20 protein-coding genes are annotated in these 25,817 nt (G+C 67.3%); 11 read left to right on the top strand and 9 right to left on the bottom strand.

Features of this window, described 5'->3' with window-relative positions:
• Positions 1-37 precede the first annotated feature (37 nt).
• Positions 38-964, top strand: a complete 927-nt coding sequence (locus F3J20_RS20585; protein WP_167036627.1) for a bestrophin family ion channel — start codon at positions 38-40, stop codon at positions 962-964.
• A gap of 21 nt (positions 965-985) precedes the next feature.
• Here the strand turns inward: F3J20_RS20585 and F3J20_RS20580 are convergent, their stop codons facing one another.
• From F3J20_RS20580 to apbC, 5 genes are all read right to left on the bottom strand, one after another.
• Complete coding sequence (locus tag F3J20_RS20580) at positions 986-1,747, bottom strand: lysozyme inhibitor LprI family protein (RefSeq protein ID WP_167036624.1); 762 nt, start codon at positions 1,745-1,747, stop codon at positions 986-988.
• 2 nt (positions 1,748-1,749) lie between these two features.
• Positions 1,750-4,035: an arginine/lysine/ornithine decarboxylase gene (locus F3J20_RS20575; protein ID WP_167036621.1), complete on the bottom strand. Its 2,286-nt coding sequence runs from the start codon at positions 4,033-4,035 to the stop codon at positions 1,750-1,752.
• An 88-nt stretch (positions 4,036-4,123) separates the two neighbouring features.
• Entirely contained in the window at positions 4,124-4,693 is a 570-nt protein-coding gene (dcd, locus tag F3J20_RS20570; protein WP_008924193.1) for a dCTP deaminase, read from the bottom strand.
• A 142-nt stretch (positions 4,694-4,835) separates the two neighbouring features.
• The gene (locus tag F3J20_RS20565) at positions 4,836-5,369 is read right to left on the bottom strand and encodes a superoxide dismutase family protein (RefSeq protein ID WP_167284374.1); all 534 of its coding nucleotides are present in this window, start codon (positions 5,367-5,369) and stop codon (positions 4,836-4,838) included.
• 146 nt (positions 5,370-5,515) lie between these two features.
• Complete coding sequence (gene apbC, locus F3J20_RS20560) at positions 5,516-6,604, bottom strand: iron-sulfur cluster carrier protein ApbC (protein WP_167036616.1); 1,089 nt, start codon at positions 6,602-6,604, stop codon at positions 5,516-5,518.
• Between the two features lie 399 nt (positions 6,605-7,003).
• On the opposite strand from apbC, the gene F3J20_RS20555 reads away from it, so the two are divergent.
• Both F3J20_RS20555 and metG read left to right on the top strand, forming a co-directional pair.
• Positions 7,004-7,657 (top strand): OmpA family protein, encoded by a 654-nt coding sequence (locus tag F3J20_RS20555; RefSeq protein WP_167036613.1) that lies wholly within the window; start codon positions 7,004-7,006, stop codon positions 7,655-7,657.
• Between the two features lie 482 nt (positions 7,658-8,139).
• The gene (metG, locus tag F3J20_RS20550; RefSeq protein ID WP_167036610.1) at positions 8,140-10,272 is read left to right on the top strand and encodes a methionine--tRNA ligase; all 2,133 of its coding nucleotides are present in this window, start codon (positions 8,140-8,142) and stop codon (positions 10,270-10,272) included.
• Positions 10,273-10,535: 263 nt separating this feature from the next.
• Here metG and F3J20_RS20545 read toward each other — a convergent pair whose 3' ends face one another.
• Both F3J20_RS20545 and F3J20_RS20540 read right to left on the bottom strand, forming a co-directional pair.
• Complete coding sequence (locus tag F3J20_RS20545; protein ID WP_167036607.1) at positions 10,536-14,837, bottom strand: translocation/assembly module TamB domain-containing protein; 4,302 nt, start codon at positions 14,835-14,837, stop codon at positions 10,536-10,538.
• 45 nt (positions 14,838-14,882) lie between these two features.
• Entirely contained in the window at positions 14,883-16,727 is a 1,845-nt protein-coding gene (locus F3J20_RS20540; protein WP_167036604.1) for an autotransporter assembly complex family protein, read from the bottom strand.
• Positions 16,728-16,937: 210 nt separating this feature from the next.
• On the opposite strand from F3J20_RS20540, the gene F3J20_RS20535 reads away from it, so the two are divergent.
• The 4 genes from F3J20_RS20535 to panD all read left to right on the top strand — a co-directional run bounded on the left by F3J20_RS20535 (position 16,938) and on the right by panD (position 19,738).
• Positions 16,938-17,123: a DUF3460 family protein gene (locus tag F3J20_RS20535; RefSeq protein ID WP_167036601.1), complete on the top strand. Its 186-nt coding sequence runs from the start codon at positions 16,938-16,940 to the stop codon at positions 17,121-17,123.
• Between the two features lie 20 nt (positions 17,124-17,143).
• On the top strand, positions 17,144-18,046 hold the full coding sequence (locus tag F3J20_RS20530; protein ID WP_240158624.1) for a ScpA family protein: 903 nt from the start codon (positions 17,144-17,146) through the stop codon (positions 18,044-18,046).
• Between the two features lie 382 nt (positions 18,047-18,428).
• Positions 18,429-19,262, top strand: a complete 834-nt coding sequence (panC, locus tag F3J20_RS20525; RefSeq protein WP_167036598.1) for a pantoate--beta-alanine ligase — start codon at positions 18,429-18,431, stop codon at positions 19,260-19,262.
• A gap of 89 nt (positions 19,263-19,351) precedes the next feature.
• Positions 19,352-19,738, top strand: coding sequence for an aspartate 1-decarboxylase (gene panD / locus F3J20_RS20520; protein ID WP_167036596.1), 387 nt, complete (start codon positions 19,352-19,354; stop codon positions 19,736-19,738).
• An 83-nt stretch (positions 19,739-19,821) separates the two neighbouring features.
• Here the strand turns inward: panD and F3J20_RS20515 are convergent, their stop codons facing one another.
• Positions 19,822-20,460, bottom strand: coding sequence for a ParA family protein (locus F3J20_RS20515; RefSeq protein WP_167036593.1), 639 nt, complete (start codon positions 20,458-20,460; stop codon positions 19,822-19,824).
• A gap of 229 nt (positions 20,461-20,689) precedes the next feature.
• Between F3J20_RS20515 and F3J20_RS20510 the strand changes: the two genes are divergently transcribed.
• A complete protein-coding gene (locus F3J20_RS20510; RefSeq protein ID WP_167284373.1) occupies positions 20,690-21,109 on the top strand; it encodes a PaaI family thioesterase in 420 nt (139 codons plus the stop codon).
• Positions 21,110-21,293: 184 nt separating this feature from the next.
• On the opposite strand, the gene F3J20_RS20505 is transcribed toward F3J20_RS20510, so the two are convergent.
• Positions 21,294-22,772: a cobyric acid synthase gene (locus F3J20_RS20505; protein ID WP_205192485.1), complete on the bottom strand. Its 1,479-nt coding sequence runs from the start codon at positions 22,770-22,772 to the stop codon at positions 21,294-21,296.
• 244 nt (positions 22,773-23,016) lie between these two features.
• On the opposite strand from F3J20_RS20505, the gene cobU reads away from it, so the two are divergent.
• The 3 genes from cobU to cobD are packed head-to-tail and all read left to right on the top strand — an operon-like array spanning position 23,017 to position 25,611.
• Positions 23,017-23,598 (top strand): bifunctional adenosylcobinamide kinase/adenosylcobinamide-phosphate guanylyltransferase, encoded by a 582-nt coding sequence (gene cobU / locus F3J20_RS20500; RefSeq protein WP_167036587.1) that lies wholly within the window; start codon positions 23,017-23,019, stop codon positions 23,596-23,598.
• Complete coding sequence (gene cbiB, locus F3J20_RS20495) at positions 23,598-24,533, top strand: adenosylcobinamide-phosphate synthase CbiB (protein WP_167284390.1); 936 nt, start codon at positions 23,598-23,600, stop codon at positions 24,531-24,533. Before cobU ends, cbiB begins: the two co-directional genes overlap by 1 nt.
• Positions 24,534-24,573: 40 nt before the next feature.
• Positions 24,574-25,611: a threonine-phosphate decarboxylase CobD gene (cobD, locus tag F3J20_RS20490; RefSeq protein WP_167284389.1), complete on the top strand. Its 1,038-nt coding sequence runs from the start codon at positions 24,574-24,576 to the stop codon at positions 25,609-25,611.
• Positions 25,612-25,817 lie beyond the last annotated feature (206 nt).

The raw sequence follows: 25,817 nt of genomic DNA, 5'->3' as shown, positions 1-25,817 counted from the left end.
TAGGGGCTTTCCCGCCCGGCGCCGTCCGCCCAGTCCGATGATCATCCGCCCGCATCTCCATTGGTTCCGCATGCTGCTCGCGTGGCGCGGCTCGGTGTTGCCGCAGTTGCTGCCGCGGCTCGCCCTGATCTTCTGCATTTCGATCGTCGCGCTCGCCGCGCACGATCATCTGCTGCCCGTCAGCCTGAACCTCAACACGACCGCGCCGTTTTCGCTGGTCGGCATCGCGCTCGCGGTGTTTCTCGGCTTTCGCAACAACGCGAGCTATGACCGCTGGTGGGAAGCGCGCAAGCTGTGGGGCCAGTTGCTGAACGAGTCGCGCTCGCTGACGCGCGAAGCGCTGACGCTGCCCAACCGCGAGTTGCCGCAACAGGACGTCGACGAATTTCTCGCGCTGCTGAGCGCGCTGCCGCATGCGCTGCGCCATCAGTTGCGCGGCAGCGATCCGCGTGAAGACCTTGCCGCGCGGCTGCCCGCCGCGCTGTTCGAGCGCGTGATCGCATCGCGCTACAAACCGGCCACGCTGATGCTGTGCCTCGGCGAATGGGTGCAGCGCGAGGCCCGCGCGGGCGCGCTCGATCCGCTGGCGGTGCTCGCGTTCGACCGCAATCTGAACGGGCTGTCGGATGTGATCGGCGGCTGCGAGCGCATCGCGTCCACGCCGCTGCCGTTCGCCTATTCGGTGATGATTCACCGTACCGTGTATTTCTTCTGCGCGTCGCTGCCGTTCGGGCTCGTCGACAGTATCGGCATCTTCACGCCGGTGTTCGCGGTGTTCGTCGCCTATACGTTCATGGCGCACGAAGCGATTGCCGCGCAGCTCGAAGAGCCGTTCGGCACTGACGACAACGACCTCGCGCTCAATACGATGTCGGCGGTCATCGAGGACGCGATGCGCGATCTGCGCGGCGAGCCGCCGCTCGCGCCGCCACGGCCGCGCGCCGAAACTTATCAGCTCGATTGAGGCGGGTGCCGCGTGCGGCGCTCAGTCGTTGCCGACCGTTTCGGAGAGGCGCTTGATCGTCGCCACGCGCGCGCCAATGATGTCGATGCGCCCGCGCTCGTCGACGAGCGGCGTCGACGCCGTGAGATACGCGCTCCACGCGCGTTGCGCGCGCACGAGCGTGGGCCGCGATGATGCCGGCATCCGCGAATTGAGCAAACGGTAGTAGCGGTTCAGATCGAACATCGCGTGTTCGCAGCGGGCATCGGCATTGCACGCGCGCGGACGGCGCGGCTGCGCCCCGCTCACGTTGGCGAGCGCGCCCCGCAGCACGAGCGCGCGGTCGCGCACCGGCTGCAACTGCATGTCGGCTTCGGCGAGCACGTACATCGAGCCCTGCGTCGTCGCGAATACCGCGGCGAGCAACTGCTTCTCGGCGTCGCGCGAGGCGAGCCAGCTCGACTGACTCTTTTGCCATAGCCTGCGCCGCGCGGCCGGCAGCTTGTCGAGCAACTGCTGGTAGGCGCTATCGACCGCGGCCTTCCAGCCGATGCGCGCATTGTCCATGCACTGCACCTGGCCGACCGTCGTCGACATGTCGGCGCGCGCGAGACACGCGCGCATCGACGCGTCGATCGGATCGGCGGCGGCGACTTCGGCATGCGCGACCGGACTCCACGCGCCGCCGAGCACCGCAACCACAACCGGCCCGGCTACCGCCGCTGCCACCGAACCCGCGACGGCCAGCGCGCCCGAGACGCGCCGCCAGCCATCGCTACCCGCGAGGAACTTCGCCCACTGCATCGTCAAACGCGCACGCAATCGACGAAGTATTCGATGCGTCCGTTGATCATTTCGCCGACAAGCCCGTGGATGTCCGTATGGAAGCCCGGGAAGCGCTCGTTGAACTCGCGCGCGAAACGCAGGTAGTTGACGATGGTCCGGTTGAAGCGCTCGCCCGGGATCAGCAGCGGAATGCCCGGCGGATACGGCGTCAACAGGATCGAGGTGACGCGGCCTTCGAGTTCGTCGATCGGCACCCGGTCGATCTCGCGGTGCGCGAGCTTCGCGAACGCGTCGGACGGCTTCATCGCCGGCTCCATGCTCGACAGGTACATCTCGGTCGTCAGGCGCGCGATGTCGTTCGCGCGATAGACGCTGTGGATCTGCTGGCACAGATCGCGCAGGCCGACGCGCTCGTACATCGGGTGATGCTGGACGAACTCGGGCAGCACGCGCCACAGCGGCTGGTTGTTGTCGTAGTCGTCCTTGAACTGCTGGAGTTCGGTGACCATCGAGTTCCAGCGGCCCTTCGTGATGCCGATCGTGAACATGATGAAGAACGAGTACAGCCCCGTCTTCTCGACGATGATGCCGTGCTCGGCCAGGTACTTCGTGACGATCGCGGCCGGAATGCCGGTTTCGCCGAAGCCGCCGTCCATGTCGAGACCCGGCGTGACGATGGTCGCCTTGATCGGGTCGAGCATGTTGAAGCCTTCGGCGAGCGGGCCGAAGCCGTGCCATGCGTCGTTCGGGCGCAGCATCCAGTCGTCGCGCGAGCCGATGCCTTCCTCGGCGAACTGTTCCGGGCCCCAGACCTTGAAGAACCAGTCGTCGCCGTATTCGGCGTCGACCTTGGTCATCGCGCGGCGGAAGTCGAGCGCTTCGGCAATCGACTCCTCGACGAGCGCAGTGCCGCCCGGCGCTTCCATCATCGCGGCGGCCACGTCGCACGAGGCGATGATCGCGTACTGCGGGCTCGTCGACGTGTGCATCAGATACGCTTCATTGAAGCGATGCTTGTCGAAGCGGCTGTTCTTCGAATCCTGCACGACGATCTGCGAGGCCTGTGAGATGCCGGCGAGCAGCTTGTGCGTGGAGTGCGTCGCGTACACCATCGCGCCGATGCGCGGACGGCCCGCGCCGATCGCGTGCATGTCCTGGTAAAACTCGTGGAATTCGGCGTGCGGCAGCCAGGCCTCGTCGAAGTGCAGCGTGTCGAGCCATTCGCCCAGCATCTCCTTGATCATTTCGACGTTGTAGATCACGCCGTCGTAGGTGCTTTGCGTGATCGTCAGGATGCGCGGCTTCAGGTTCGGGTTCTTCGCGAGTGCTTCGCGCGCGAACGGGTTCGCCTCGATCTTCTTGCGGATGTTCTCCGGCTCGAACTCGCTGCGCGGAATCGGCCCGATGATGCCGAAGTTATTGCGCGTCGGCGTGAGGAACACCGGAATCGCGCCCGTCATCGTGATCGCGTGCAGGATCGACTTGTGGCAGTTGCGGTCGACCAGCACGATGTCGCCGGGCGCGACCGTGCCGTGCCAGACGATCTTGTTCGAGGTCGAGGTGCCGTTGGTCACGAAGAACACGTGGTCGGCGCTGAAGATGCGCGCGGCGTTGCGCTCCGAGGCCGCCACCGGACCGGTATGGTCGAGCAGCTGGCCGAGTTCGTCGACCGCGTTGCAGACGTCGGCGCGCAGCATGTTCTCGCCGAAGAACTGATGGAACATCTGGCCGAGCGGGCTCTTCAGGAACGCGACGCCACCCGAGTGGCCGGGGCAGTGCCACGAGTACGAACCTTCTTCCGCGTACTGCACCAGTTCCTTGAAGAACGGCGGCGCGAGCGAGTCGAGATACACCTTCGTCTCGCGGATGATATGGCGCGCGACGAACTCCGGCGTGTCCTCGAACATATGGATGAAGCCGTGCAGTTCGCGCAGGATGTCGTTGGGCAGATGGCGCGAGGTGCGCGTCTCGCCGTACAGGAAGATCGGAATGTCGGCGTTGCGGCGGCGCACTTCGGTCACGAACGCGCGCAGCGCGACGATCGCGGCGGCCAGCTCCGGCGTCTCGCCTTCGACCACCACGTTGTCGACGTACGGCAGCAGTTCGTCGTCGTCGATCGAGAGGATGAAGCACGAGGCGCGGCTCGACTGCTGCGCGAACGAGGTCAGGTCGCCATAGCTCGTCAACCCGAGCACTTCCGCGCCTTCTTTCTCGATGGCTTCGGCCAGCGCCCGGATGCCGGAACCCGAGATGTTCTCGGAGCGGAAATCTTCGTCGATGATGACGACGGGAAAACGGAACTTCATGGGCGATTCTCCAAAAAGAACGACCGCTGACTTACCTGGCAAGTGCAGCGGTCACCCGCATAGCTGATGGGTCAAGACGCTGCCGGGGTCACGTTTTCGGCAACGTGACGCCGTGCTGACCTTGATATTTGCCGCCGCGATCCGCGTACGACGTTTCACAAATTTCGTCGCTTTCGAAAAACAGCACCTGGGCGACGCCTTCGTTCGCGTAGATTTTCGCAGGCAAAGGTGTCGTATTCGAGAATTCGAGCGTGACATGCCCTTCCCATTCCGGCTCGAACGGCGTCACGTTGACGATGATCCCGCAGCGCGCGTAGGTGGATTTGCCGAGACACACGGTCAGCACGCTGCGCGGGATGCGGAAGTACTCGACCGTGCGCGCGAGCGCGAACGAATTCGGCGGGATGATGCAGACATCGCCCTTGAAATCGACAAACGATTTCTCGTCGAAGTTCTTCGGATCGACGATCGTCGAATTGATGTTGGTGAAGATCTTGAATTCGTCGGCGCAGCGGATGTCGTAGCCGTAGCTCGAGGTGCCGTAGCTGACAATCTTCCGGCCGTCTTCGGAGACGCGGACCTGATCGGGCGCAAACGGCTCGATCATCTTGTGCGACTCGGCCATGCGCCGGATCCACTTGTCGGATTTGATGGTCATAGGTGAACGCTGCTCGACGTGAATGTCAGGTGTAACGAAAGGTGGGTGAAAAACAGCGGGCCGGCGCCAGGTGCCCAGCCCGCTGCGAAAGGCGCATATTTTACGCGATCACGGCGATGCCGCCGCCGGCCACCACGGCCGGCTACGGGCGAATCACGCCGCAGGCCAGCGCGACGCCGGCGCCGTGCTGCGGATACGCATAAGGATCGGTCGCATCGCGATGCAGTACGACCGCGCGTTGCAGCACCGAGCGGATGCCGTCGAGCGAGACGTCCGGCGCGACGATGAAGCCGGTGGCTACGCCGTTCGCATCCGCGTGGATGTTGCCGAGGTCGCCCTCGACGCGCGCGCCCATCTTGAGCCGCTCGGCCGCCGGCGAAAACACCTGGCCCGCGCTCGAGCCGTCGGCGGCATTGCAGTCGCCGCGCTCGTGGACCTGCAGCGCGTGGTCGCTATTGGGCGGCAAGCCCGCGAGATTGTAGGTGACCTGGACGCCGTCCGAGCGCTCGATGAACGTCACGAGGCCGTGCGCCTGATTGCCCACGGTGGGCAGCAGCTGCGCGTCGGCGCGCTTCTCCTGCGGTCTCAGGAACACGCCACAGCCGTTCAGCAATACGCAGCAGGCAGTCAGAACGATAAATGCACGCACCGCCTGCCCGTCGATTCGTTTTCCCATGCGATCCTCTTGCCGGCCTGGCGGCCGCCCCTGCGGCCGCCGAGCCGAACTTGTGAAGCCGACATGATACCGCGAGAGCACGCATAAACAGACGCCCCGGACCCTTGCCCGAACGGCGACCCGCGTGTTTTTCGCGGGTCGCGCCCTCAGGTGTTCTGCACGACGATGTTCGGAAACTTCGAGGTCATGTCGCGCGCGCGCTCGGCGATGTGGATCGCGACCTTGCGCGCGATCGCGCGATAGATCTCCGCGATGCGCCCGTGCGGATCGGCCACGACCGTCGGCGTGCCCGAGTCGGCCTGCTCGCGGATCGTGATGTCGAGCGGCAGGCTGCCGAGCACGTCGACGCCGTACTCCTTGCCCATGCGCTCGCCGCCGCCCGCGCCGAAGATGTGCTCCTCGTGGCCGCAGTTCGAGCAGATATGCAGGCCCATGTTCTCGACGATGCCGAGGATCGGAATGCCGACCTTCTCGAACATCTTGAGGCCCTTCTTCGCGTCGAGCAGCGCGATGTCCTGCGGCGTCGTGACGATCACCGCGCCCGTCACCGGCACGCGCTGCGCGAGCGTCAGCTGGATGTCGCCGGTGCCGGGCGGCATGTCGACGATCAGGTAGTCGAGATCGTGCCAGTTGGTCTGGCGCAGCAGCTGTTCGAGCGCCGAGGTCGCCATCGGACCGCGCCACACCATCGGATTGTCGGCCTCGATCAGGAAGCCGATCGAGTTGGCCTGCACGCCGTGGCCCGTCATCGGGTTCATCGATTTGTCGTCGGGCGACTCGGGGCGGCCCTCGATACCGAGCATGGTCGGCAGCGACGGGCCGTAGATATCGGCGTCGAGAATGCCGACCGAGGCGCCCTCGCTCGCGAGCGCGAGCGCGAGGTTCACGGCGGTCGTGCTCTTGCCCACGCCGCCCTTGCCCGAGGCGACCGCCACGATGTTCTTGACGTTGGGCAGCAGTTTCACGCCGCGCTGCACCGTATGCGCGGCGATCTGCTGGGACACCTCGACGCGCGCGTTCGCCACGCCCGGCACCGCGCGCAGCGCGTCGGCGAACTGCCGGCGAATCGTCTCGAACTGGCTTTGCGCCGGATAGCCGAGCACCACCTCGAGGCTGACCATGTCGCCTGCCACGACCACGTTGCGGACATTTTTTGCGGCCGCGTACGGCAAGCCGGTGTTAGGGTCAGTGACGGCCGCGAGGGCGGCGTCCACCAAAGCCCGATCGATACTCATTGGCACTCCGTGGGAAACACATGGGGCACGGCGGCAACGAAGTCGCGGCCGCGCGCCAGAATTTGAAAAAAATTGTTATACGGCATTGCGAAAATCAGACGTGCCATGCACGCTTGCGCAGGCGGGACGCCATGGGGTCGCATCACCGCGTGTTTCAGGCATCATTGTAGTGTCTGGTGGCAGGCGTTGCCCGAAGACCCTTCTTCGCTGTCGGACCGGCGGCGAAGACAGGCGCCGGATTTCATCCCGGATTTCACCCGAATTTCACCGTTTCATGCTGTTTCGCGCAGTTTTTCGAGTAGTCCGCTGTACCGTACGACCGCCGTCACGTCGGCTCGATAGTTTGGCTGGATCAACCGTACCCGCTGGTTCACTCGCTTCACTCAAGGGGATTTGAAAATGAATGCAAAAATCATGACTCGCATGGCTGTCTTCGCAGTTGCTGGCTCCCTGCTGGCAGGCTGTGCCACCCAACAGGGCACGAATACGGCAGTCGGCACCGGCGTCGGCGCCGGCACGGGCGCCGCGCTCGGCGCGATCTTCGGCGGCGGCAAGGGTGCGGCGATCGGCGCGGCCGCCGGCGCGGCGGTCGGCGGCATCACCGGCTACAACTGGGAAGCGATCCGCAACCGCATGTCGGGCGCCACCAAGGGCACCGGCACGCAGATCACCGAGCAGCCGGACGGCTCGCTCAAGCTGAACATCCCGAGCTCGGTCACGTTCGACACGAGCAGCTACGCGATCAAGCCGTCGTTTGCACCGGTGCTCGACCAGCTCACGCAGACGATGCAGCAGAACCCGGAAATCATCGCCCAGGTGGTCGGCCATACCGACAGCACCGGCTCGGCGCAATATAACCAGACGCTGTCGGTCAACCGTGCGCAAAGCGTGACGGGCTACCTGGCGCAACGCGGCATCGCGCCGCAGCGCCTCTCCGCAAGCGGCATGGGCGCGAGCCAGCCGATCGCCGACAACAACACGGAAGCGGGCCGCGCCGCGAACCGCCGCGTGGAAATCTATCTGCGCGCGACGGCTCAGCACGCTCCGCAATAAGGACGCGCTTCAGGAGAATGAGCGAGCCAGGGGCCGGGCGTTGCCGCCCGCCCCGGTTCGGGCGCCATCGGGAAGACCGGCATGGAGGTACGGCGATTTTGATCCGTTCCGAAGACAATTTCGGCTCGGGTTCGCATCAATTGCCGGCATCCAAGGAATTTGAAAGATGGTTAAAAAAATTTCGAACTCTGCCGAAAAACCGTGGTCTCTCTTTACGGTACGTGGCTGGCGAAGCCGCCGCGGCACCATTCTCCTCTTGTCGTTGTTGCTCCGGGGTTAATCACCCCGGTTTTTTTTTGGGCGCGCGGTTTTGATGTGGTCAGCCGTGCTTCCGCCCCTGCCTTGCCCCTGATCCCCCGCTCGTCCAATGCCCTCGCCGTCCCCGTGACAGCGGCTCTGCCGGCCGGTCCCGCCCGTGCCGCGTGACGCGCCCGCCCTGCTAGAATTGCCGTTTCGTCCCACCGCAGGCACCCAAGATCCTTATGTCAGCCCCCGCCACCGATCTCACCGCAGGCGCGCCGTCCGGCCATCGCCAGATTCTCGTCACGTCGGCCCTTCCGTATGCGAACGGGCAGATTCATATCGGCCACCTGGTCGAATATATCCAGACGGACATCTGGGTCCGGACGCTGCGAATGCACGGCCACGAGGTCTACTACGTGGGCGCCGACGACACGCACGGCACGCCGGTCATGCTGCGCGCGGAAAAGGAAGGGCTGACGCCTAAACAGTTGATCGACCGCGTCTGGCAGGAACACAAGCGCGACTTCGACAGCTTCGGCATTTCGTTCGACAACTACTACTCGACCGATTCCGAAGAGAACCGCGTGCTCAGCGAGAACGTCTACCTCGCGCTCAAGGAAGCGGGTCTGATCGAGGCGCGCGAGATCGAACAGGCGTATGACCCGGTCAAGGAAATGTTCCTGCCGGACCGCTTCATCAAGGGCGAATGCCCGAAATGCGGCGCGAAAGACCAGTACGGCGACAGCTGCGAAGTCTGCGGCTCGACCTACCAGCCCACCGAGCTCGTCAATCCGTACTCGGTCGTCTCGGGCGCGACGCCGGTGCGCAAGACCTCGACGCACTACTTCTTCCGCCTGTCCGATCCGCGCTGCGAAAACTTCCTGCGCGCATGGGTCGGTGGTTTGGCCCAGCCGGAAGCGACCAACAAGATGCGCGAATGGCTCGGCGACGCCGGCGAAGCCAAGCTCGCCGACTGGGACATCTCGCGCGACGCGCCGTACTTCGGCTTCGAGATTCCCGGCGCGCCCGGCAAGTACTTCTACGTATGGCTCGACGCGCCGGTCGGCTACTACGCGAGCTTCAAAAACCTCGCCGAAAAGCGCGGCCTCGACTTCGACGCGTGGGTGCGCAAGGGTTCGAAGGCCGAGCAGTACCACTTCATCGGCAAGGACATCCTCTATTTCCACACGCTGTTCTGGCCGGCCATGCTCGAATTCTCGGGCCATCGCACGCCGACCAACGTGTTCGCGCACGGCTTCCTGACCGTCGACGGCGCGAAGATGTCGAAGTCGCGTGGCACCTTCATCACGGCGCAGAGCGTGATCGACACGGGGCTGAACCCCGAATGGCTGCGCTACTACTTCGCCGCCAAGCTCAACAGCACGATGGAAGACCTCGACCTGAACCTCGACGACTTCCAGGCGCGCGTGAACAGCGATCTGGTCGGCAAGTACGTGAACATCGCGAGCCGCGCGGCCGGCTTCCTCATCAAGCGCTTCGACGGCCGCGTGCAGGACAGCGCGATGCATCATCCGCTGCTCGCCACGCTGCGCGAGGCGATTCCGCAGATCGCCGCAAACTACGAAGCGCGCGAGTACAACCGCGCGCTGCGTCAAACGATGGAGCTGGCCGACACGGTCAACGCCTACGTCGACACCGCGAAGCCGTGGGATCAGGCGAAAGACCCGGCGAACGCGGTCGCGCTGCACGAGACCTGCAGCGTCAGCATCGAGGCGTTCCGTCTGCTGTCGCTGGCGCTGAAGCCGGTGCTGCCGAAGCTCGCCGAAGCGGTCGAGGCGTTCCTCGGCATCGAGCCGCTCAAGTGGGCCGACGCCGGCGTGCCGCTCAGCTCGGCGCAGCCGATCAACGCCTACAAGCATCTGATGACGCGCGTCGATCCGAAGCAGATCGAAGCACTGCTCGCGGCCAACCGCGAGTCGCTGCAAGCCACGCCGGAAGCGGCCTCGGCCGACGCAAAGGGCACCTCGAAGAAAACCGCGAAGGCTCCTGCCGCAAAGGAAGAAGAGCCCGGCATCATCTCGATCGACGACTTCGCGAAGGTCGATCTGCGCATCGCGAAAATCGTCGACTGCAAGGCCGTGGAAGGCTCGGACAAGCTGCTGCAACTGACGCTCGACGTCGGCGAAGAGAAGACCCGCAACGTGTTCTCGGGCATCAAGTCGGCGTATCAGCCGGAGCAGCTGATCGGCAAGCTGACCGTGATGGTCGCCAATCTCGCGCCGCGCAAGATGAAGTTCGGCCTGTCCGAAGGCATGGTGCTCGCGGCATCGGCAACGGACGAGAAGGCCGAGCCGGGGCTCTACGTACTCGAACCGCATAGCGGCGCGAAGCCGGGCATGCGCGTGAAGTAAGACGCGGCGCCGTTCGGGCGCTGTGCGGCAATCGTGGGAAAACGGCACGCCTGAAGCGTGCCGTTTTCTTTTGCGGCGGCACGATAACGCGATGACACGACGGCGCGGCGGCAGCGACGGCACGGGGCGTTTGCGCTGACTGCTTGCAGCCAATCTCCGCGCTTAAGCCAGCGGAAACAGCCGCGCCGAACAGCAAACGCAACCGTGTGTAGTCGTAGCGCCCTGCAACGGCGTCACGTCACCCGCCCGCCCCACCGCCACCCTCACCACTTGATCCGGTCGAACCGCCGCGTATACAGCACGTCGGCCCCATAGAACGTGCCGCCGTACACCACGAACGACCAGTAGCGCGACAGGTTGATGGTCGCCTTGACCGCGTTGCTCGCCGACTGCAACCCCTGCTCATAGCCGATCACGAGCCACTCGTTGATCGCCTTCGACACCATCACGACCTGCGGATCGGTCAGGCCGACGTCGCTGCGGCCGATCGAAAACTCGTCGAGCCCGACCGTCTGCGCAATCCGCTTGCCGGTCGCGCTGCCGAGCAGCGCAAGCGCCGTCGTCATCGTGCTCTGTTGGCCGAGGTTGTTGCCCTGGTCGGTGCCATGGCCGAACAGCAGCCACGAGAGCTTTTCGTTATCGGGCACGCTCGGCTCCGACACGAGCCGCGCGACCGGCAATTGCAGCGTGCCCGTCACCTGCACGCCCGCCTCGACCTGCTGGTTGCGGCGCATCGCGAGAATGTTGATGCCCGGATTCGTGACCGGACCGTTGAACGTGAAGAAGCCGTTCTCGATCGCGAGCTTGCGGCCGAACGCGGTATAGGTCGAACCCGGTGTCACGCGCACGTTGCCGACCGCGCGCAGCGGCATGTTCGGCGCACTCGTCGCGGTGATCGTGCCGGCAAGGCCGAGATCGGCACCCTGGCCGCGGAAGCGGAAGTTGTTGCCGAGACCGATCTGGATATTGGCGCGCGGCGAGAACGGGCTGACCCGCTGCTCGCCGCCTTCGCTCGGACGCGGCTGGCCGCCCGAGCGCGTGCCGTCCGGGCGGATGATCACGACGTCGTCGCCGAGGCTCGGCGCGGCCTGCTCGGGCATATCGAACAGCGCGCTGTCGACGACGAACTTGCCGTCGATAGCGAGCCCGCGCTCGGTCCCGCCGTTCGCGATGGCCGCGCTGCCCGACAACGACAGATGACGATCGGGCGACGCGAACACATCGAGCTTGTCGGCGACGATGCTCGCGGTCAGATCGGGCTCGGCGCCGTCGAGGCGAATGCGGCCGGTCGCGCGCAACGTGCCGCTCGAGCCATGAAACTCGACCTGCTGGAAATCCACCATGTTCTGCGACAGCGCGATGCGCACCACGCCGTCCTTCAGTTGCACACCCTGGCTGACCACGGTCGCGGACAACCCGTCGCCGACGAGCGAGCCCGTCACGCTCGGCTTCGCGACCGCGCCGCCGAGCGCGAGCTTGAGCGCGAGGTGCCCGTCGAGCAGATAGCTCGGACCGAGCAGGCCGCCCGTGGTGCGCAGCGACGGCACGTCGACATTGACGTTGCCCGACAACGCGCCCTGCGGATCGACACTCAACAGGCCATCGCGCATCACGAGCAGCGTGTGCGCATCGGCATCGATCACGCCGACCCGGCTCGCTTGCGCATGCACGGTCGCGTTGAGGCGATTGCCGCCCGTGAATTCGGCGCGCGCGCGAACCTCGCCAATCCCCATCGAGGCCAGCCCGCGGCCGATTTCGACCGTCACGTCGCCGCTGCGCCGCCGCAGTTCGATATGGCCGCTCGCCGTCGTGCCGAGCGAGAAGTCCCAGTCGCCGTCGAACACGAGATCGGTTCTGACGGCCGGCGGCTCGCCGGTGATTTCGCGGCGCAGGTCCTGCAGACGGGCGAGCGACACGCCGGTCAGATTGCCCGCCGACTGGATGCGACCGTGATCGAACACGAACGACTTGAGGCTCAGCACCGCGCCTTCGATCATCAGATGCGTGGCGCCGAGCGTGAGCCGGCCCGGCCCCGCGCCGACCGCGAGCGGCGCATCGAGATTGAGCGACGGCATGCCGCGATTCTGCAAACGCGTGACCGTGCCGTCCCAGCGCGTGCCGTCGCGGGTATCGGTCAGCTTGCCGTTGGCGGCGAGCGTCAGATCGAGCGGATGGTCCTGCATCTTGCCGGTGGCCGCAGCCTCCAACGTGTGATTGGCGCGCGTGCCCGAGAGACGCGCCGTCAACGTGCTCAGATCGACGCCGCCCGCGCTCACGTTGCGCGCGTCGGTCGTGAACGCGAGCACGCCGTTCGCGCCGTCGCGCAATTCGGCATGGCCTTCCGCATGACCGACCCGGTTGCTCGCGAACACGAAGCCGTCGGCCTTGTAGTTCAGCGTGACGTTCGGATGCGCGAGCGAGCCGGTCACGTCGCCGTCGGCGGCGACCGCGCCCGCGATGCCGAAACCGAGCCGTTCGAGCTGCGGCGCGTCGAGGCGAAAACGCAGCCGGTCGCCCGGCGCGCCGAAGCTGCCTTGCAGATCGACCTGGTTGCCCGCCACCGACAGCGTCGCGCGGCTCGGCAGAATCCGCGTGCCGGCCAGCTGGATCGTGCCGCTGCCCGTGAGCGGCAAGTCGTCGTAGACGCTCGGCCCGAGCTTGAATTCGGCGCGCGTCGTGAAGACCGGCGCGAGCACGCCGGTTGCGCTGAGCGTGCCGTTCACGCGCGCCTCGATCCGGCGCGCGGGCGCTGCCGTACGTGGCGCGGGGGTTGCACGATGCGCGGGCGGCGTCTTGCGCTCCAGCACCTCGCTGCGCACCGCCGCCTGGGCGGTGTTCTTCGCCACGGCGGCGGCCTGATCGCCTGGGGCCGCGCTTTTCGCGCCGGCGGTTCGGGTGGTCCCCGCAGCCGGCGCGGCCGCCGACGCCACTGATGAAGCGGCCGGCGGCGTGACCGGCGTACGCGACGGCATCTGCGAAGTCAACGACAGCGGGTCGAAGTCGGTCAGTTGCGCTTTCAGGTTGTAGGTGGAATTCGCGTCGTGCTTGAGCGCGCCGGACAGATCGATACGGCCGCGGCCCGACGTCACGCGCACGTCGTTGAAGCTGATCCGCGCCGGGTCGAACGTGACCTTGCCCTGGGCGCGCAGCGCAGCGGCCGGGTCGGCGAGATCGAGCGTGAGGCTCTGGATATCGTCGTTCAGGCGGATGCCGATCGTGCCGCCCAGTTGCGTGGGCCGCACCGTCGCCTGCAATGCGTTCAGATCGAGCCGCGCGACGCGCAGGTCGATCTGGCCGTGCCGGTCGCTCAGCGTGCCGCCGCCCGTGACCGTCGCGTCGCGCACGAGCCGCACGTTCAGGTTCGAGATGCTTTGCGTCCGGGCGTCGAGCCGCACGTCGGTGTTCGCGTCGATGAGCGGCAGCAGGTTCTGGTCGATCGCGCCGGGTTTCGCGTTGACGATCGACAGGTGACCCGCGACGGCAAAGCCCGCGGTCGCGCCACTCGCCGCGTTCGCAGCCCCTGCTCCTGTAGAAGCAGCCGCGGTAGTAGCAGCCCCGCTGGCACCGGCCGGAACCCCGGCCGCGCCGCCCTGCCCCACCGGCTGCAACTCCGCGCGCACGGCCAGATCGGCCAGCGGCGCGCCAGGCGCAAAAGCTTGCGGATTCACGTGATCGAAGCTCAGCGTCGCGCGCTGCAGCGGCACCGCGTCGAACGGCGCGGCCTCGACCCGCGCGTGACCGGTCAGCTTCATGCCGCTCGCATCGAGTTCGGCGACGAGCTGTTCGAGCGTGCCGCTCAGATGCCCGCCGACCTGCACCGCCTCGTCGCGGACCTTGCCCGAATAGCCGACCTCGCCGGTCAGCGGAAACGGCTGCACGCCGTCCAGTTTCGCCGACGCCGTCAGCGCGCCGAACGGCGTATCGAGCCGATCGATCGAGGCCTCGTGGTGGCGTCCATCGCTGCGCCCATGAAACGCGAAGTGCGACAACTCCGTCGTCGAAGTGCCCTGGTGCAGCAGTAAACGCTCGACCTGCACGTCGCGGATGTCGAGCGGCATCGGCAGGCGCAGATCGCGCGGCAGCTTCATCGGCTCGCTGCTGCTCGACGACGAGGCGCCCAGCCACGTCTCGATCGTGCCGACGTGCAGATAGTCGATCGTGAAGCGCCACGGCGTGCGCGCCAGCGCCCAGCGGCCCGCGACGCGGTCGATCCGGATATCGGTGCCGCTGCCGTCGAGGCTGCGCCAGTGAACGTCGCGCAGTTGCACGCCGCTTGCGAGCGTACCGCCGTCGAGCGTGCCGCCGAGCTGGCCGCCCAATAGCCTGAGCGCCGCGTGCCATGCGTACGCGGTGCCGCGTTCGGTCGTAAGCGCGCCGTACAGCAGGCCGGCCGCGAGCGCGACGAGCAGCACCAGCACGGCCACCGTGCCCGCGACCGTTCTGAGCAGCAGCCGGCCCCAGCGCCGCTTCGGCGGCGGCGTTTCGGGCGGCTGCCCCGGCGGCTCCGCTGGCGGCGTGGCGCCGGGCGGCTGCGCGGGGGTCGGGTCGGTGACGTCCGTGGTCATGCGTGAATAAGTTGGCAGATAGGCTGGCGGGTTTGCATCGGCGCGTCAGAAGGCGATGCCGAGCGTCAGGTAAGGCCGCACGCTTCTGTTGCGGATGCCGTACGCGAGATCGACGTTGACCGGACCGACCGGGCTGCGCCAGCGCGCGCCGACGCCGACACCCGGATAGAAGACTTTCTCGCCCCAGGTGTCGGTGGCGGTGCCGATGTCGAAGAATGCGGCCGCGCCCCAGTCGTGCGAGAACCAGTGCTGATATTCGGCCGCGCCCGTCACGAGATATTTGGTCGGCAGGATCGAGCCGGCGACGTCGTTGCCGATGCTCTGGAAGCCGTAGCCGCGCACCGAGTTCGAGCCGCCTGCGCGGAACAGCAGCGATGCCGGAATGCCGCTCGAACTGCCGCTCGTGAACACGCCGCCGAGTTCGGCGCGAATCAGCACGATGTCGTCATGGCCGATCGGCAGATACTGCTGGCCGCGCGCGTAGCCGCGAATGAAGGTCTGGTCGGCCAGCAGGCCCTTGACCGCGAAGCCCGCCTCGGCGTGGATCAGGTTGCCGCTGCGCGGGAACAGCGGGTCGTCGGTATTGCGCCGGGTCCACGACCACGCCGGCACGAGCGCGTGCGCGGTGGTCGGCGGCGCCGCGTTCTGGTCGAGCCGGTCGTCGTAGAACAGCAGCGAGTAGCTGTAGTCGAGGTATTGCGAGGTGCGCGAGCGCTGCACACCACCGCGAATGCTGTAGATGCGCGTGTCGGAGACGTCGGTGGTCGTGTACGAGGCGAGCACGCTATTGGTCCACGCGCGCGGGCCCGGCGGCATCGACAGTTGAATCTGGCCGTACTGCTGGGTCTGGTCGGCGCGCCCCTCGACCGTGAACGGCCACGCCTTGCCGAACGTGTTCAGATAGGTGTACGCACCCTGCACGAGCGGACCGTTGTCGGTCGAATAGCCGACGCCGCCGCGAAAGCTGTGATACGGAAACTCCGACACTTTCACGTGCACCGGCGTGTTGAGCGGCTTGGCCGGGTCGTTGTCGAGATCGATCGCGACGCTCGCGAAGTACGGCGTGTTCTGCAATTGCCGCTGCAGTTCGGCGACGCTGCGCGTGTCGTAGACCTGGCCCGGCGAAATCGGATTGACGTTATGGACGATGCGCTCGGGATAGCGCCGCGTACCCTGCACGTCAATCGCGCCCATCGTGAAGGTCGGGCCGCTGTCGTAAGTTACCGACAGCTTCGCCGTGTGCGTGCGCGGATCGACGAGCGCCTCGGAGTGGTAGATCTTCGCGGCAAGATAGCGGCGCGATTGCAACTCGCGCAGCGAGGCGTTCTTCGCGTCGTCCCAGTCGCTCTGCGAAAACGGCTGGCCTTCGTGCAGCGAGAACGCGAAGCGGGTGGCGTTTTCCTGCGCCGTGTCCTCGGTCACGACCGCGCCGCGAAACGACAGGTCGACCGAGCTGACGAGGGTCTGCGGGCCCGCCTCGACCCGCACGGTGACGCGCCGCACGTCGTCGACGGTGCGCACGTCGGTGCTGACGACCGGTGAGAAATAGCCCTGGGTCGCGGCGAGATCGCGCACCTGCTGCGGCGTGGCGGTAATCAGAAACGAGAACTGGTCTTCGCTGATGTCGGGCCGCTTCGCGAAACGGGCGATGTCGAGGTGCTGTTCGAGCAGCCGGCGCAGCGCGCGCGGCTCGGCGACGACGTCGACCTTGTAGCTCGGCTTCGCGCGCGCCGCGTGGGCCTCGCCGGCCACGAGCGTCAGCAGGACGAGACTCAACGCGAGCCACGCGAGCAGCCAGCACCGCACGGGCAGCGAACGGTGCCGCGCGGCGTGCCGCTGCCGTTCTCGCCCGCGCCGCCCACGCGGCTTGTCGATCGTACCTACCGCCAAACAGGACCTCCGGCCAGAATTGATCAGTGCTTGCTCCCGGCGCGCCCGGGCCTGCTATTTGACCACATCGGCGCGGGGGGCGAGATCCCAAAAAGAGGGGGCGGCGTTTTTCGACCGCGCGCGGCGCATGCGGTAAAATTCCGCCACGATGGCGCCGCGTCGCCGGCACTGCCAGACGCGCGCCCTTTCACCCATCACGGACGTCGAGCCATGTATCAATCGGACATCACCCAGTTCCTGAACCAGCTCAAGCAGCAGAAACCCAATCTGGAAGCCGAGCAACGCCGCGGCCGAGCGCTGCTGTGGGACAAACAGCCGGTCGATCTCGACGAACGCGCCGAGCAGCAAGCCTCGCGCGTCGCGCAGACACCCTACCAGTACTACCAGAACTTCTGAGCGCCCCAGTCACGCCGACGATGAGTCACGCCGACGAGGCCCACGGCCCGCTGCATGGGCCGGTCCATGGGCCGCTGCACGGTCCGCCGGCCGATGCCGCGCTCGCCGCTCCCGCCACCGACTCGACACCCGACACGGTCGACGGCGTCGCGTTCGCGCGCCTGTACGGCGAGCCGCTGTTCAAGCTGCCGAACGACCTGTACATCCCGCCGGACGCGCTCGAAGTGTTCCTCGAGACCTTCGAGGGACCGCTGGATCTGTTGCTGTACCTGATCCGCAAGCAGAACTTCAACGTGCTCGACATCCCGATGGCGGATGTCACCACGCAATATCTCGGCTACGTCGAGCAGTTGCGCAAGACCAATCTCGAACTCGCGTCCGAGTATCTGCTGATGGCCGCGATGCTGATCGAGATCAAATCGCGCATGCTGCTGCCGGTCAAGAAGGCCGACACCGGCGAGGACGCCGAGGACCCGCGCGCCGAACTCGTGCGCCGCCTGCTCGAATACGAGCAGATGAAGCTCGCCGCGCAGCGCATCGACCAGTTGCCGCAGCTCGGGCGCGACTTCCTGCGCGCCGAGGTCTATATCGAGCAGAGCATCACGCCGCGCTTCCCGGACGTGAGCAGCGACGATCTGCGCGCCGCGTGGGCCGACGTCATCAAGCGCGCGAAGCTCGTCCAGCATCACAAGATTTCGCGCGAAGAGCTATCGGTGCGCGAGCACATGAGCCTGATCCTGCGGCAGTTGCAGAACACGCGCTTCATCGAGTTCTCCGACCTGTTCGATACGAGCCGGGGTGTGCCGGTCGTGGTGGTGAACTTCATCGCCGTGCTCGAACTGTGCCGCGAATCGCTCGTCGAGATTACGCAGGCGGAGCCGTTCGCGCCGATTTACGTGCGGCTCGCTTATCTGCCGGCCTGATTGAGCGGCCGATCAAGCGGCCTGATTGTGAACCGGCCGATCGCGGCGGCCCGATCGGTCCTGCTGTTTTTCGGTGGGGCCGGCGCAACGGCGGCTCCTAGCTCCCCCGGCCGCGCGACGGAACCGGCACCGCGCCGGGCCGCCGGCCGGCCCACGGGAAAACCGCTAGAACCCCGCCAACGCAAGGCCTGGCGGGCGCCACGGGCGAACCCGCCGCGCCCCGCGCCGGACACACGCCGCCATTCGGTGCGCCCGGCCCGCAAATCCACTACAATCCGCGCTCCGAACCCGTCATCGCCGGTAAGGCGGCGGCCTGCGCGATTCCCCGAGGTCTTGCGCCAACCGGGGCGCGCGCGGCGCGCGAACCCATTCCTGTCCGATCATGAAAGTCATCAGCTCGATCCATGAATTGCGCGACCAGTTGCGCGGCCAGAATCGCACGGCCTTTGTGCCGACCATGGGCAATCTGCACGAGGGCCATCTGTCGCTGATGCGCCTCGCGCGCCAGCACGGCGACCCGGTCGTGGCGAGCATCTTCGTCAACCGGCTGCAGTTCGGCCCGAACGAGGACTTCGACAAATATCCGCGCACGCTCGAAGCCGACATCGAGAAGCTGCAGAAGGAAGGCGTCTATGTGCTGTTCGCGCCGGCCGAAAAGGACCTGTATCCGGAGCCGCAAGAGTATCGCGTGCATCCGCCGCACGATCTCGGCGACATTCTCGAGGGCGAATTCCGCCCCGGCTTCTTCCACGGCGTATGCACGGTCGTGATGAAGCTGATGTCGTGCGTGCAGCCGCGCGTCGCGGTGTTCGGCAAGAAGGATTACCAGCAGCTGATGATCGTGCGCCAGATGTGCCACCAGTTCGCGCTGCCGACCGAAATCGTCGCCGCCGAAACCGTGCGCGACACCGACGGCCTCGCGCTAAGCTCGCGCAACCGCTATCTGTCGGACGCCGAGCGCGCCGAGGCGCCGGTGCTGGCCGCCGAGCTGAATCGCATCCGCGACGCGGTGCTCGCGGGCGAGCGCGACTTCGCGAAGCTCGAACAGGCGGCGGCAGCAGCCCTCGCCGCGCGCGGCTGGAAGCCCGACTACATCGCGATCCGCAAGCGCTCGAACCTGATCGCGCCCGGCACGCAGGACGCCAACGCGCCGCTCGTCGTGCTGGCGGCCGCCAAGCTCGGCGCGACCCGCCTCATCGACAACCTCGAAATCTGACGCCGCCAGCCGCCGGCGCTACGATCGAACCGGTCGCGACGGCACCGGGTTTCATCGAAACTACCCAGCACAGTCACACAGGATTGGTCATGCAACGCAACATGCTGAAGTCGAAAATCCACCGCGCCGTGGTCACGCACTGCGAGTTGCACTACGAAGGCTCGTGCGCGATCGACGAAGACCTGCTCGAAGCGGCGAACATCGTCGAAAACGAGCGCATCGACATCTGGAACATCAACAATGGCGAGCGTTTCTCGACCTACGCGATCAAGGGCGAGCGCGGCAGCGGCATGATTTCGCTGAACGGTTCGGCCGCGCGTCGCGCGCAGCTCGGCGATCTGGTCATCATCGCGGCGTTCGCGGTGGTCGACGAAGCCGAGCTGAAAGCGGGCTGGAAGCCGGACCTCGTGTTCGTCGACGAAAACAACCGGATCAAGGGCAGCCGCGATCACGTGCCGACGCAGAACTGGACCTGAGCGCGGCCCGGCCTGCCGCCTGACCGACGGCGGGCCGCCCCGCCGCGGTGCTTCGCTTCAGCCCTCTGCTTCAGTCCTTCGCTTCAGTCCTTCTTCCCCGTGCCGTTCGTCCACTCGACGATCGGCCGCCACTGCTCCAGATCCTTCTCCACGCGGCTTTTCGCGACGTCCCACAGCGTCAGGCCGTGTGCCGCGAGTTGCACGTAGTTCTGCGTGTCGCGCAGAAAGCCGAGCACCGGCAGCTTGAGCCCTTCGACGAAGCGATGCAGTTGCTCGGCCGAGCGCGTGCGCGAATCGACGCGCATGCCGACCACGCCGACCTCGATCGCGCCCTTCCTGACCGCCTTTTCCTTCGCGAGACGTTCGAGAAAATCCTGGGTCGCGAGAATGTCGAACATCGACGGCTGCAGCGGCACGATCACCTTGTCGGCCAGATCGAGCGCGATGTTCAGGCGGTTGCCGTGCAGGCCGGCCGGCGTGTCGATGACCGCGTGATCGAGCCCCTTGGGCGGCCTGGCCGGCGTCTCGGTGTTGACTTCCCACGTCTCGATGGCCGGCAGCGTCTCGGGCCGCAGCGCGAGCCACGCATGCGCGGACTGCTGTTTGTCGAGGTCGGCCAGTGCGACCCATTCGCCCTGCGCGGCGAAATAGCCGGCCAGATTGGTCGATAGCGTGCTTTTGCCCACGCCGCCCTTCGGATTCGCCACCACGATCACCGACATGAATTCTCCTGGAAAGAAGGCTGGACTCCGCCAGCCGGTTTGCCGCGCCATTGCGCCTGATCGGTTCAGACCAGCGCCCGCGGGTTCCGATCCGTGCCTGATCGGTCGTTTCTCAGGTTCGCCCGCCCGTCAGCCGTTGATAATATCGACAAATGCAGCGCGGCCGAAGCCCCAAAACGGCGAATCGGCTGCCTGAACCCGCCGTTTTATCGATAAGGACCCGAATCTCATGAGCACACTGCGCCCGGAATATACCGTCGAACGCCTGCACGAGCGCCAGCGAGGCAAGCTGCCGGACCTGCTCGGCCTGCGCGCGCTGTCCGTCGAACAGGGCATGCTGGTCGCGGAGCTGACCGTGCGCGAGGAACTGCTGGCGCCGAACGGCTTCCTGCACGCGGCCAGCGTGATCGGCCTCGCCGACACCGCCTGCGGCTACGCGTGCCTCGCGCACCTGCCGGAGAACGCGCGCAATTTCACGACGATCGAGCTGAAAAGCAATTTCCTCGGCACGGCGACGCAGGGCACGATCCGCACGGTCGCGAAGGGCGTGCACCTCGGGCGCAGCACGCAGGTCTGGGACGCGACCGTCACCGGTCCGGACGGCAAGACGATCGCGCTGTTCCGCTGCACGCAGATGGTGCTGTACTGAGCGATGCCGTAAGCGATACGGCAAGCGGCGCGGGGCGCGCCCGATTCGCCCCGCGTCGAGGCAACGGGCGCGCGGCCGGGACGGCGCACGCTTTTTGCAGCTTGCGGGCGTGTTTCGGCGCTCCGGCCGTAGGCGCGGTGCAATCGCAGCACACGTTGCGACCTGCTCGGGCCAGTGCCAGCCTTCACCCCACCGCCGCGAACAGCCTGCGCATATCGACGTGCGTGGCGAGCGTATCCGCGAGTCGCTCCAGCGACGCCTCGCGCAGCGCCGCGTAATCGACTTCCTCGGCGTCGCTCAGGCCCGCCCAGGCGAGCAGCGCCGCGCACGCGGCCGGCGTGTCGAACAGGCCATGCACGTAGGTCGCGAGAATCTGTCCGTCGACGGACAACGCGCCGTCGGGACACGTGCCCTGCGCACCGGCGTTTTCCCGCGCGCCATCGAGCCGCAGCGCCGGCGCGTCGAGCGCCGGCCCGCGCGTCTCGCCCATATGAATCTCGTAACCCGCCACCTCGGGCGCACCGGGCAGCGCGAGCCGCCCGGTCACGTTCTTCAGCGTCTTCTCGCGCGTGAGCACCGTCGCATAGTCGAGCCAGCCGAGCCCTGCGAACGTGCCCGGCGCGCCCTCCACGCCATGCGGATCGGCAATCTCGCGCCCGAGCATCTGCATGCCGCCGCAAATGCCGATCACGCGTCCGCCGTAGCGCAGATGCTTCGCGAGCACCGCGTCCCAGCCCTGCGCGCGCAAAAACGCGAGATCGCCCGGCACGTTCTTCGAGCCCGGCAGAATGATCAGATCGGCGGGCGGCAGCGGCGTGCCGCCGCGCACGTACTGGAAATCGACCTGGCGGTGCACGCGCAGCGCGTCGAAATCGGTGTGATTGCTGATGTGCGGCAGCACCGGCACGACCACGCGCAGCAGGCGCGCCGCGTCGCCGCTGCCGGCCGCGCGCAGCTCGGCCGGCAGCATGTCCTCGGCGTCGAGCGTGAGGCCGTGCAGATACGGCACGACGCCGAGCACCGGCTTGCCGGTCTTCGCTTCGAGCCAGTCGAGGCCGGGCTTGAGCAGGCTCACGTCGCCGCGAAAGCGGTTGATGATGAAGCCGCGCACGCGCGCCTGCTCGCTTGCCGACAGGCACGCGAGCGTGCCGGTCAGATGCGCGAACACGCCGCCGCGATCGATGTCGGCGACGAGCACGACCGGGCAATCGACCGCTTCGGCGAAACCCATGTTGGCGATGTCGCGCTCGCGCAGATTGATCTCGGCCGGGCTGCCCGCGCCCTCGACGAACACCGTGTCGTACGCCGCGCGCAGCCGCGCATACGACGCCAGCACGGCCTCGAACGCGACCGGCTTGTACTCGTGATACGCGCGCGCGTCGAGATTCATGCGCGCCTTGCCGTGGATGATGACCTGCGCGCCGCGATCGCTGGTCGGCTTGAGCAGCACCGGGTTCAGATCGGTATGCGCGGCGATGCCGGCGGCGACCGCCTGCAGCGCCTGGGCGCGGCCGATCTCGCCGCCGTCGACGGTCACCGCGCTGTTCAGCGCCATGTTCTGCGGCTTGAACGGCGCGACCCGCGCGCCCGCGCGGCGCGCGAGACGGCACAGGCCGGCCACGAGCGTGCTCTTGCCCGCATCGGACGTGGTGCCCTGGATCATCAGCGTGCCGCGCGGCACGGGCAAGGCGTTGGTGGAAATCGGCGGGGTTCGGGTCACGGCAAGGGCGGTCGGATCGGAATGGGCGGTCGGGGCGATGCCGCGCGTGCTTCATGCACGTCGTACACGTTGCGCGCATCGTGCGCCTGCTGCACTCGGTGCCCGATGCCCGGCACAGGGCGCGCGGCGGCAAGACCAGCATTATCCCACCGCGCCGGCCAGAGGCGCACGCCGGTACAATCACGCGATGATTTCCCCCGACCTCACCTTCGTCCTCGGCGGCGCCCGCTCGGGCAAAAGCGCGCACGCCGAGCGGCTCGCGAGCGACAGCGCCCTGCCCGTCACCTACATCGCCACCGCCCGCGTCAGCGGCGACGCCGAATTCGGCGCGCGCATCGCGCATCATCGCGCGCGGCGGCCCGCGCACTGGGGTCTCGTCGAGGCGGACCAGGACCTCGCCGGCGTCGTCTCGCAACACGACGCGCCGGGTCAGTGCCTGCTGATCGACTGCCTGACGCTGTGGCTCGCGAACCTGCTCTGTCCTGCCGACACCGCCGACGCCACCGACAATACCCGCGAAAACGCCCCGCCCATCGAGCCCTACCACGCGCGCGCCGCCGCGCTCGAAGCGGCGCTCGCCGCGGCGCGCGGCAAGATCATCGTGGTCAGCAACGAAATCGGCCTCGGCGTCGTGCCGCTCGGCGCGGCCACGCGTCTTTACGTCGACGAACTCGGACGGCTCAATCAACGCATCGCGGCACTAAGCCGCACCGCCACGCTGATGGTCGCGGGCCTGCCGCTCGCCCTGAAAACCGCGAGCCCCGCGTGATGCTGACTCTGCCGCTGATCGCGACGCTCGCCACCGCCGGCGTGGCCGTCGACCGCTGGTTCGGCGAGCCGCGCCGCGCGCATCCGCTGGTCGGCTTCGGCCACTGGGCCGCGCGCCTCGAAGCGCGTTGCAACCGCGGGCGGCGTCTGCGTCTGAAGGGGCTGCTCGCATGGGCGCTCGCGGTGCTGCCGCCAGTGCTGGTCGCGTGGTGGCTCGTCGCCGTGCTGCCGTTTTTCGCGGCCTGCGCGCTGCACGTCGCGCTGCTGTGGTTCGCACTCGGCGCGCGCAGCCTGCGCGACCACATCGCGCCGATCGCGCGGGCGCTCGGTGCCCGCGATCTCGCCAGCGCGCGCCTTCTGACCGCGCGCATCGTGTCGCGCGACACCACGCAATCCGACGAAGCCGCGCTCGCGCGCGCCGCCGTCGAGTCGGCGCTCGAAAACGGCAACGACGCGATCTTCGGCGCGCTGTTCTGGTTCGCGATCGCGGGCGGGCCGGGCGCGCTCGGCTTTCGCCTTGCCAATACGCTCGACGCGATGTGGGGCTATCGCACGCCGCGCTATCTGCGCTTCGGCTGGGCCGCGGCGCGCATCGACGACGTGCTGAACTGGATTCCCGCGCGCCTGACCGCCGCGAGCTACGCGCTGCTCGGCGACACGCTGAGCGCATGGCGCTGCTGGCGCGAGCAGGCGCCGCGCTGGGATAGCCCGAACGCGGGCCCGGTGATGGCGGCTGGCGCGGGCAGCCTGAACGTGCTGATCGGCGGAGCGGCGGTGTATCACGGCACGCTCGAACAGCGCCCGACGCTCGGCTTCGGGCATCCCGCCGAAGCGCGCCATGTGGGCGCCGCGTTGATGCTGGTCGAGCGCACGATCATTCTGTGGCTGGCCGTGCTGATCGTGCTGGCTTTGCTGAGCGTGCCGTTTCATGGTTAAGGCCATCGACCCGCGCGAGGATCGGCCCAGCGCCGAGCCGATGCCCGCCGGCCCGATCGCGCACGGCGGCAACCTGCACGAAGCGGCCGCGCGCTACGGCCTGCCGTACGCGCAATGGCTCGATCTGTCGACAGGGATCAATCCGCACGGCTATCCGGTGCCGCCGGTTCCCGCCGACGCATGGCGCCGCCTGCCCGACGATGGCGACGGCTTCGCCGCGCGCGCCGCGCAATACTACGGTGCGCCCGATGCCGCGCACGTGCTGCCGGTCGCCGGCAGCCAGGCCGCGATTCGCGCGCTGCCCGCGCTGCTGCCGCGCGCGACGGTCGGCATCGCGCCGCTCACGTACGGCGAATACGCGCCGGCGTTCGCGCGCGCGGGGCACGACGTCGCCGCGCTCGACGTGCAGTGCGACACGCTGCCCGCCACGCTCACGCACGTCGCGATCGTGAATCCCGACAATCCGACCGCCACGCATCTCAGCGCCGACAAGCTGCTGCACTGGCACGCGCAACTGCGCGAGCGCGGCGGCACGCTACTCGTCGACGAGGCGTTCGCCGATACGGTGCCTGCCGCGTCGCTCGCGGCGCGCACGCAGCTCGACGGGTTGATCGTGCTGCGCTCGCCCGGCAAGTTCTTCGGTCTCGCGGGCGTGCGCGCCGGTTTCGTGCTCGCCGCGCCCGCGTGGCTCGCCACGCTGCGCGACAGGCTCGGCGCGTGGACGGTCAGCGGTCCGGCGCGTCATGCGGTGAGCGCCGCGTTCGCCGATACCGCATGGCAGGCGCAGATGCGTGCGCGGCTCGCCGGCGAAAGCGCGCGGCTCGGCGCGCTATTGCATTCGCACGGTTTCGCCACGCGCGGCACGCCGCTCTTCGCATGGACCGACGATGCGCGTGCCGCCGCGTTGCACGAAGCGCTCGCGCAACGCGGTGTGTGGACGCGGCGGTTCGCGCCGTCGCTCGTTGCACCCAAGGGCAGCGTGCGTTTCGGACTGCCGGGAACGGAAGCCGAGTGGGCTCGCTTCGAACAGCAGTTGCATGAAGCGATGCGCGCCATCGGTGCGACGCAAACGGGTTAGTACGGAAATGGGAGACGGTGATGCCGCGCGAACCTGCTGCCGTCCTTCGCGCATCGCGCTACGCGTGCTGCGCTTTGAATCGAGCGTCATGTCGTACCTCATGTCGAGCTTTATGCGGCGCTTCATACCGAGCCTCATGCCGCCCTTCACTCACTGCGCCTCGCTTATCGCCCTACACGCGCCACACGCTCAACGTCTCGTCCAGG

This window comes from Paraburkholderia sp. Cy-641, from assembly GCF_011752945.1.
In the GTDB taxonomy this organism is placed as follows: Bacteria; Pseudomonadota; Gammaproteobacteria; order Burkholderiales; family Burkholderiaceae; genus Paraburkholderia.
Note: the sequence above shows the minus strand (reverse complement) of the source record. Positions and strands in the feature narration are given on the sequence as shown.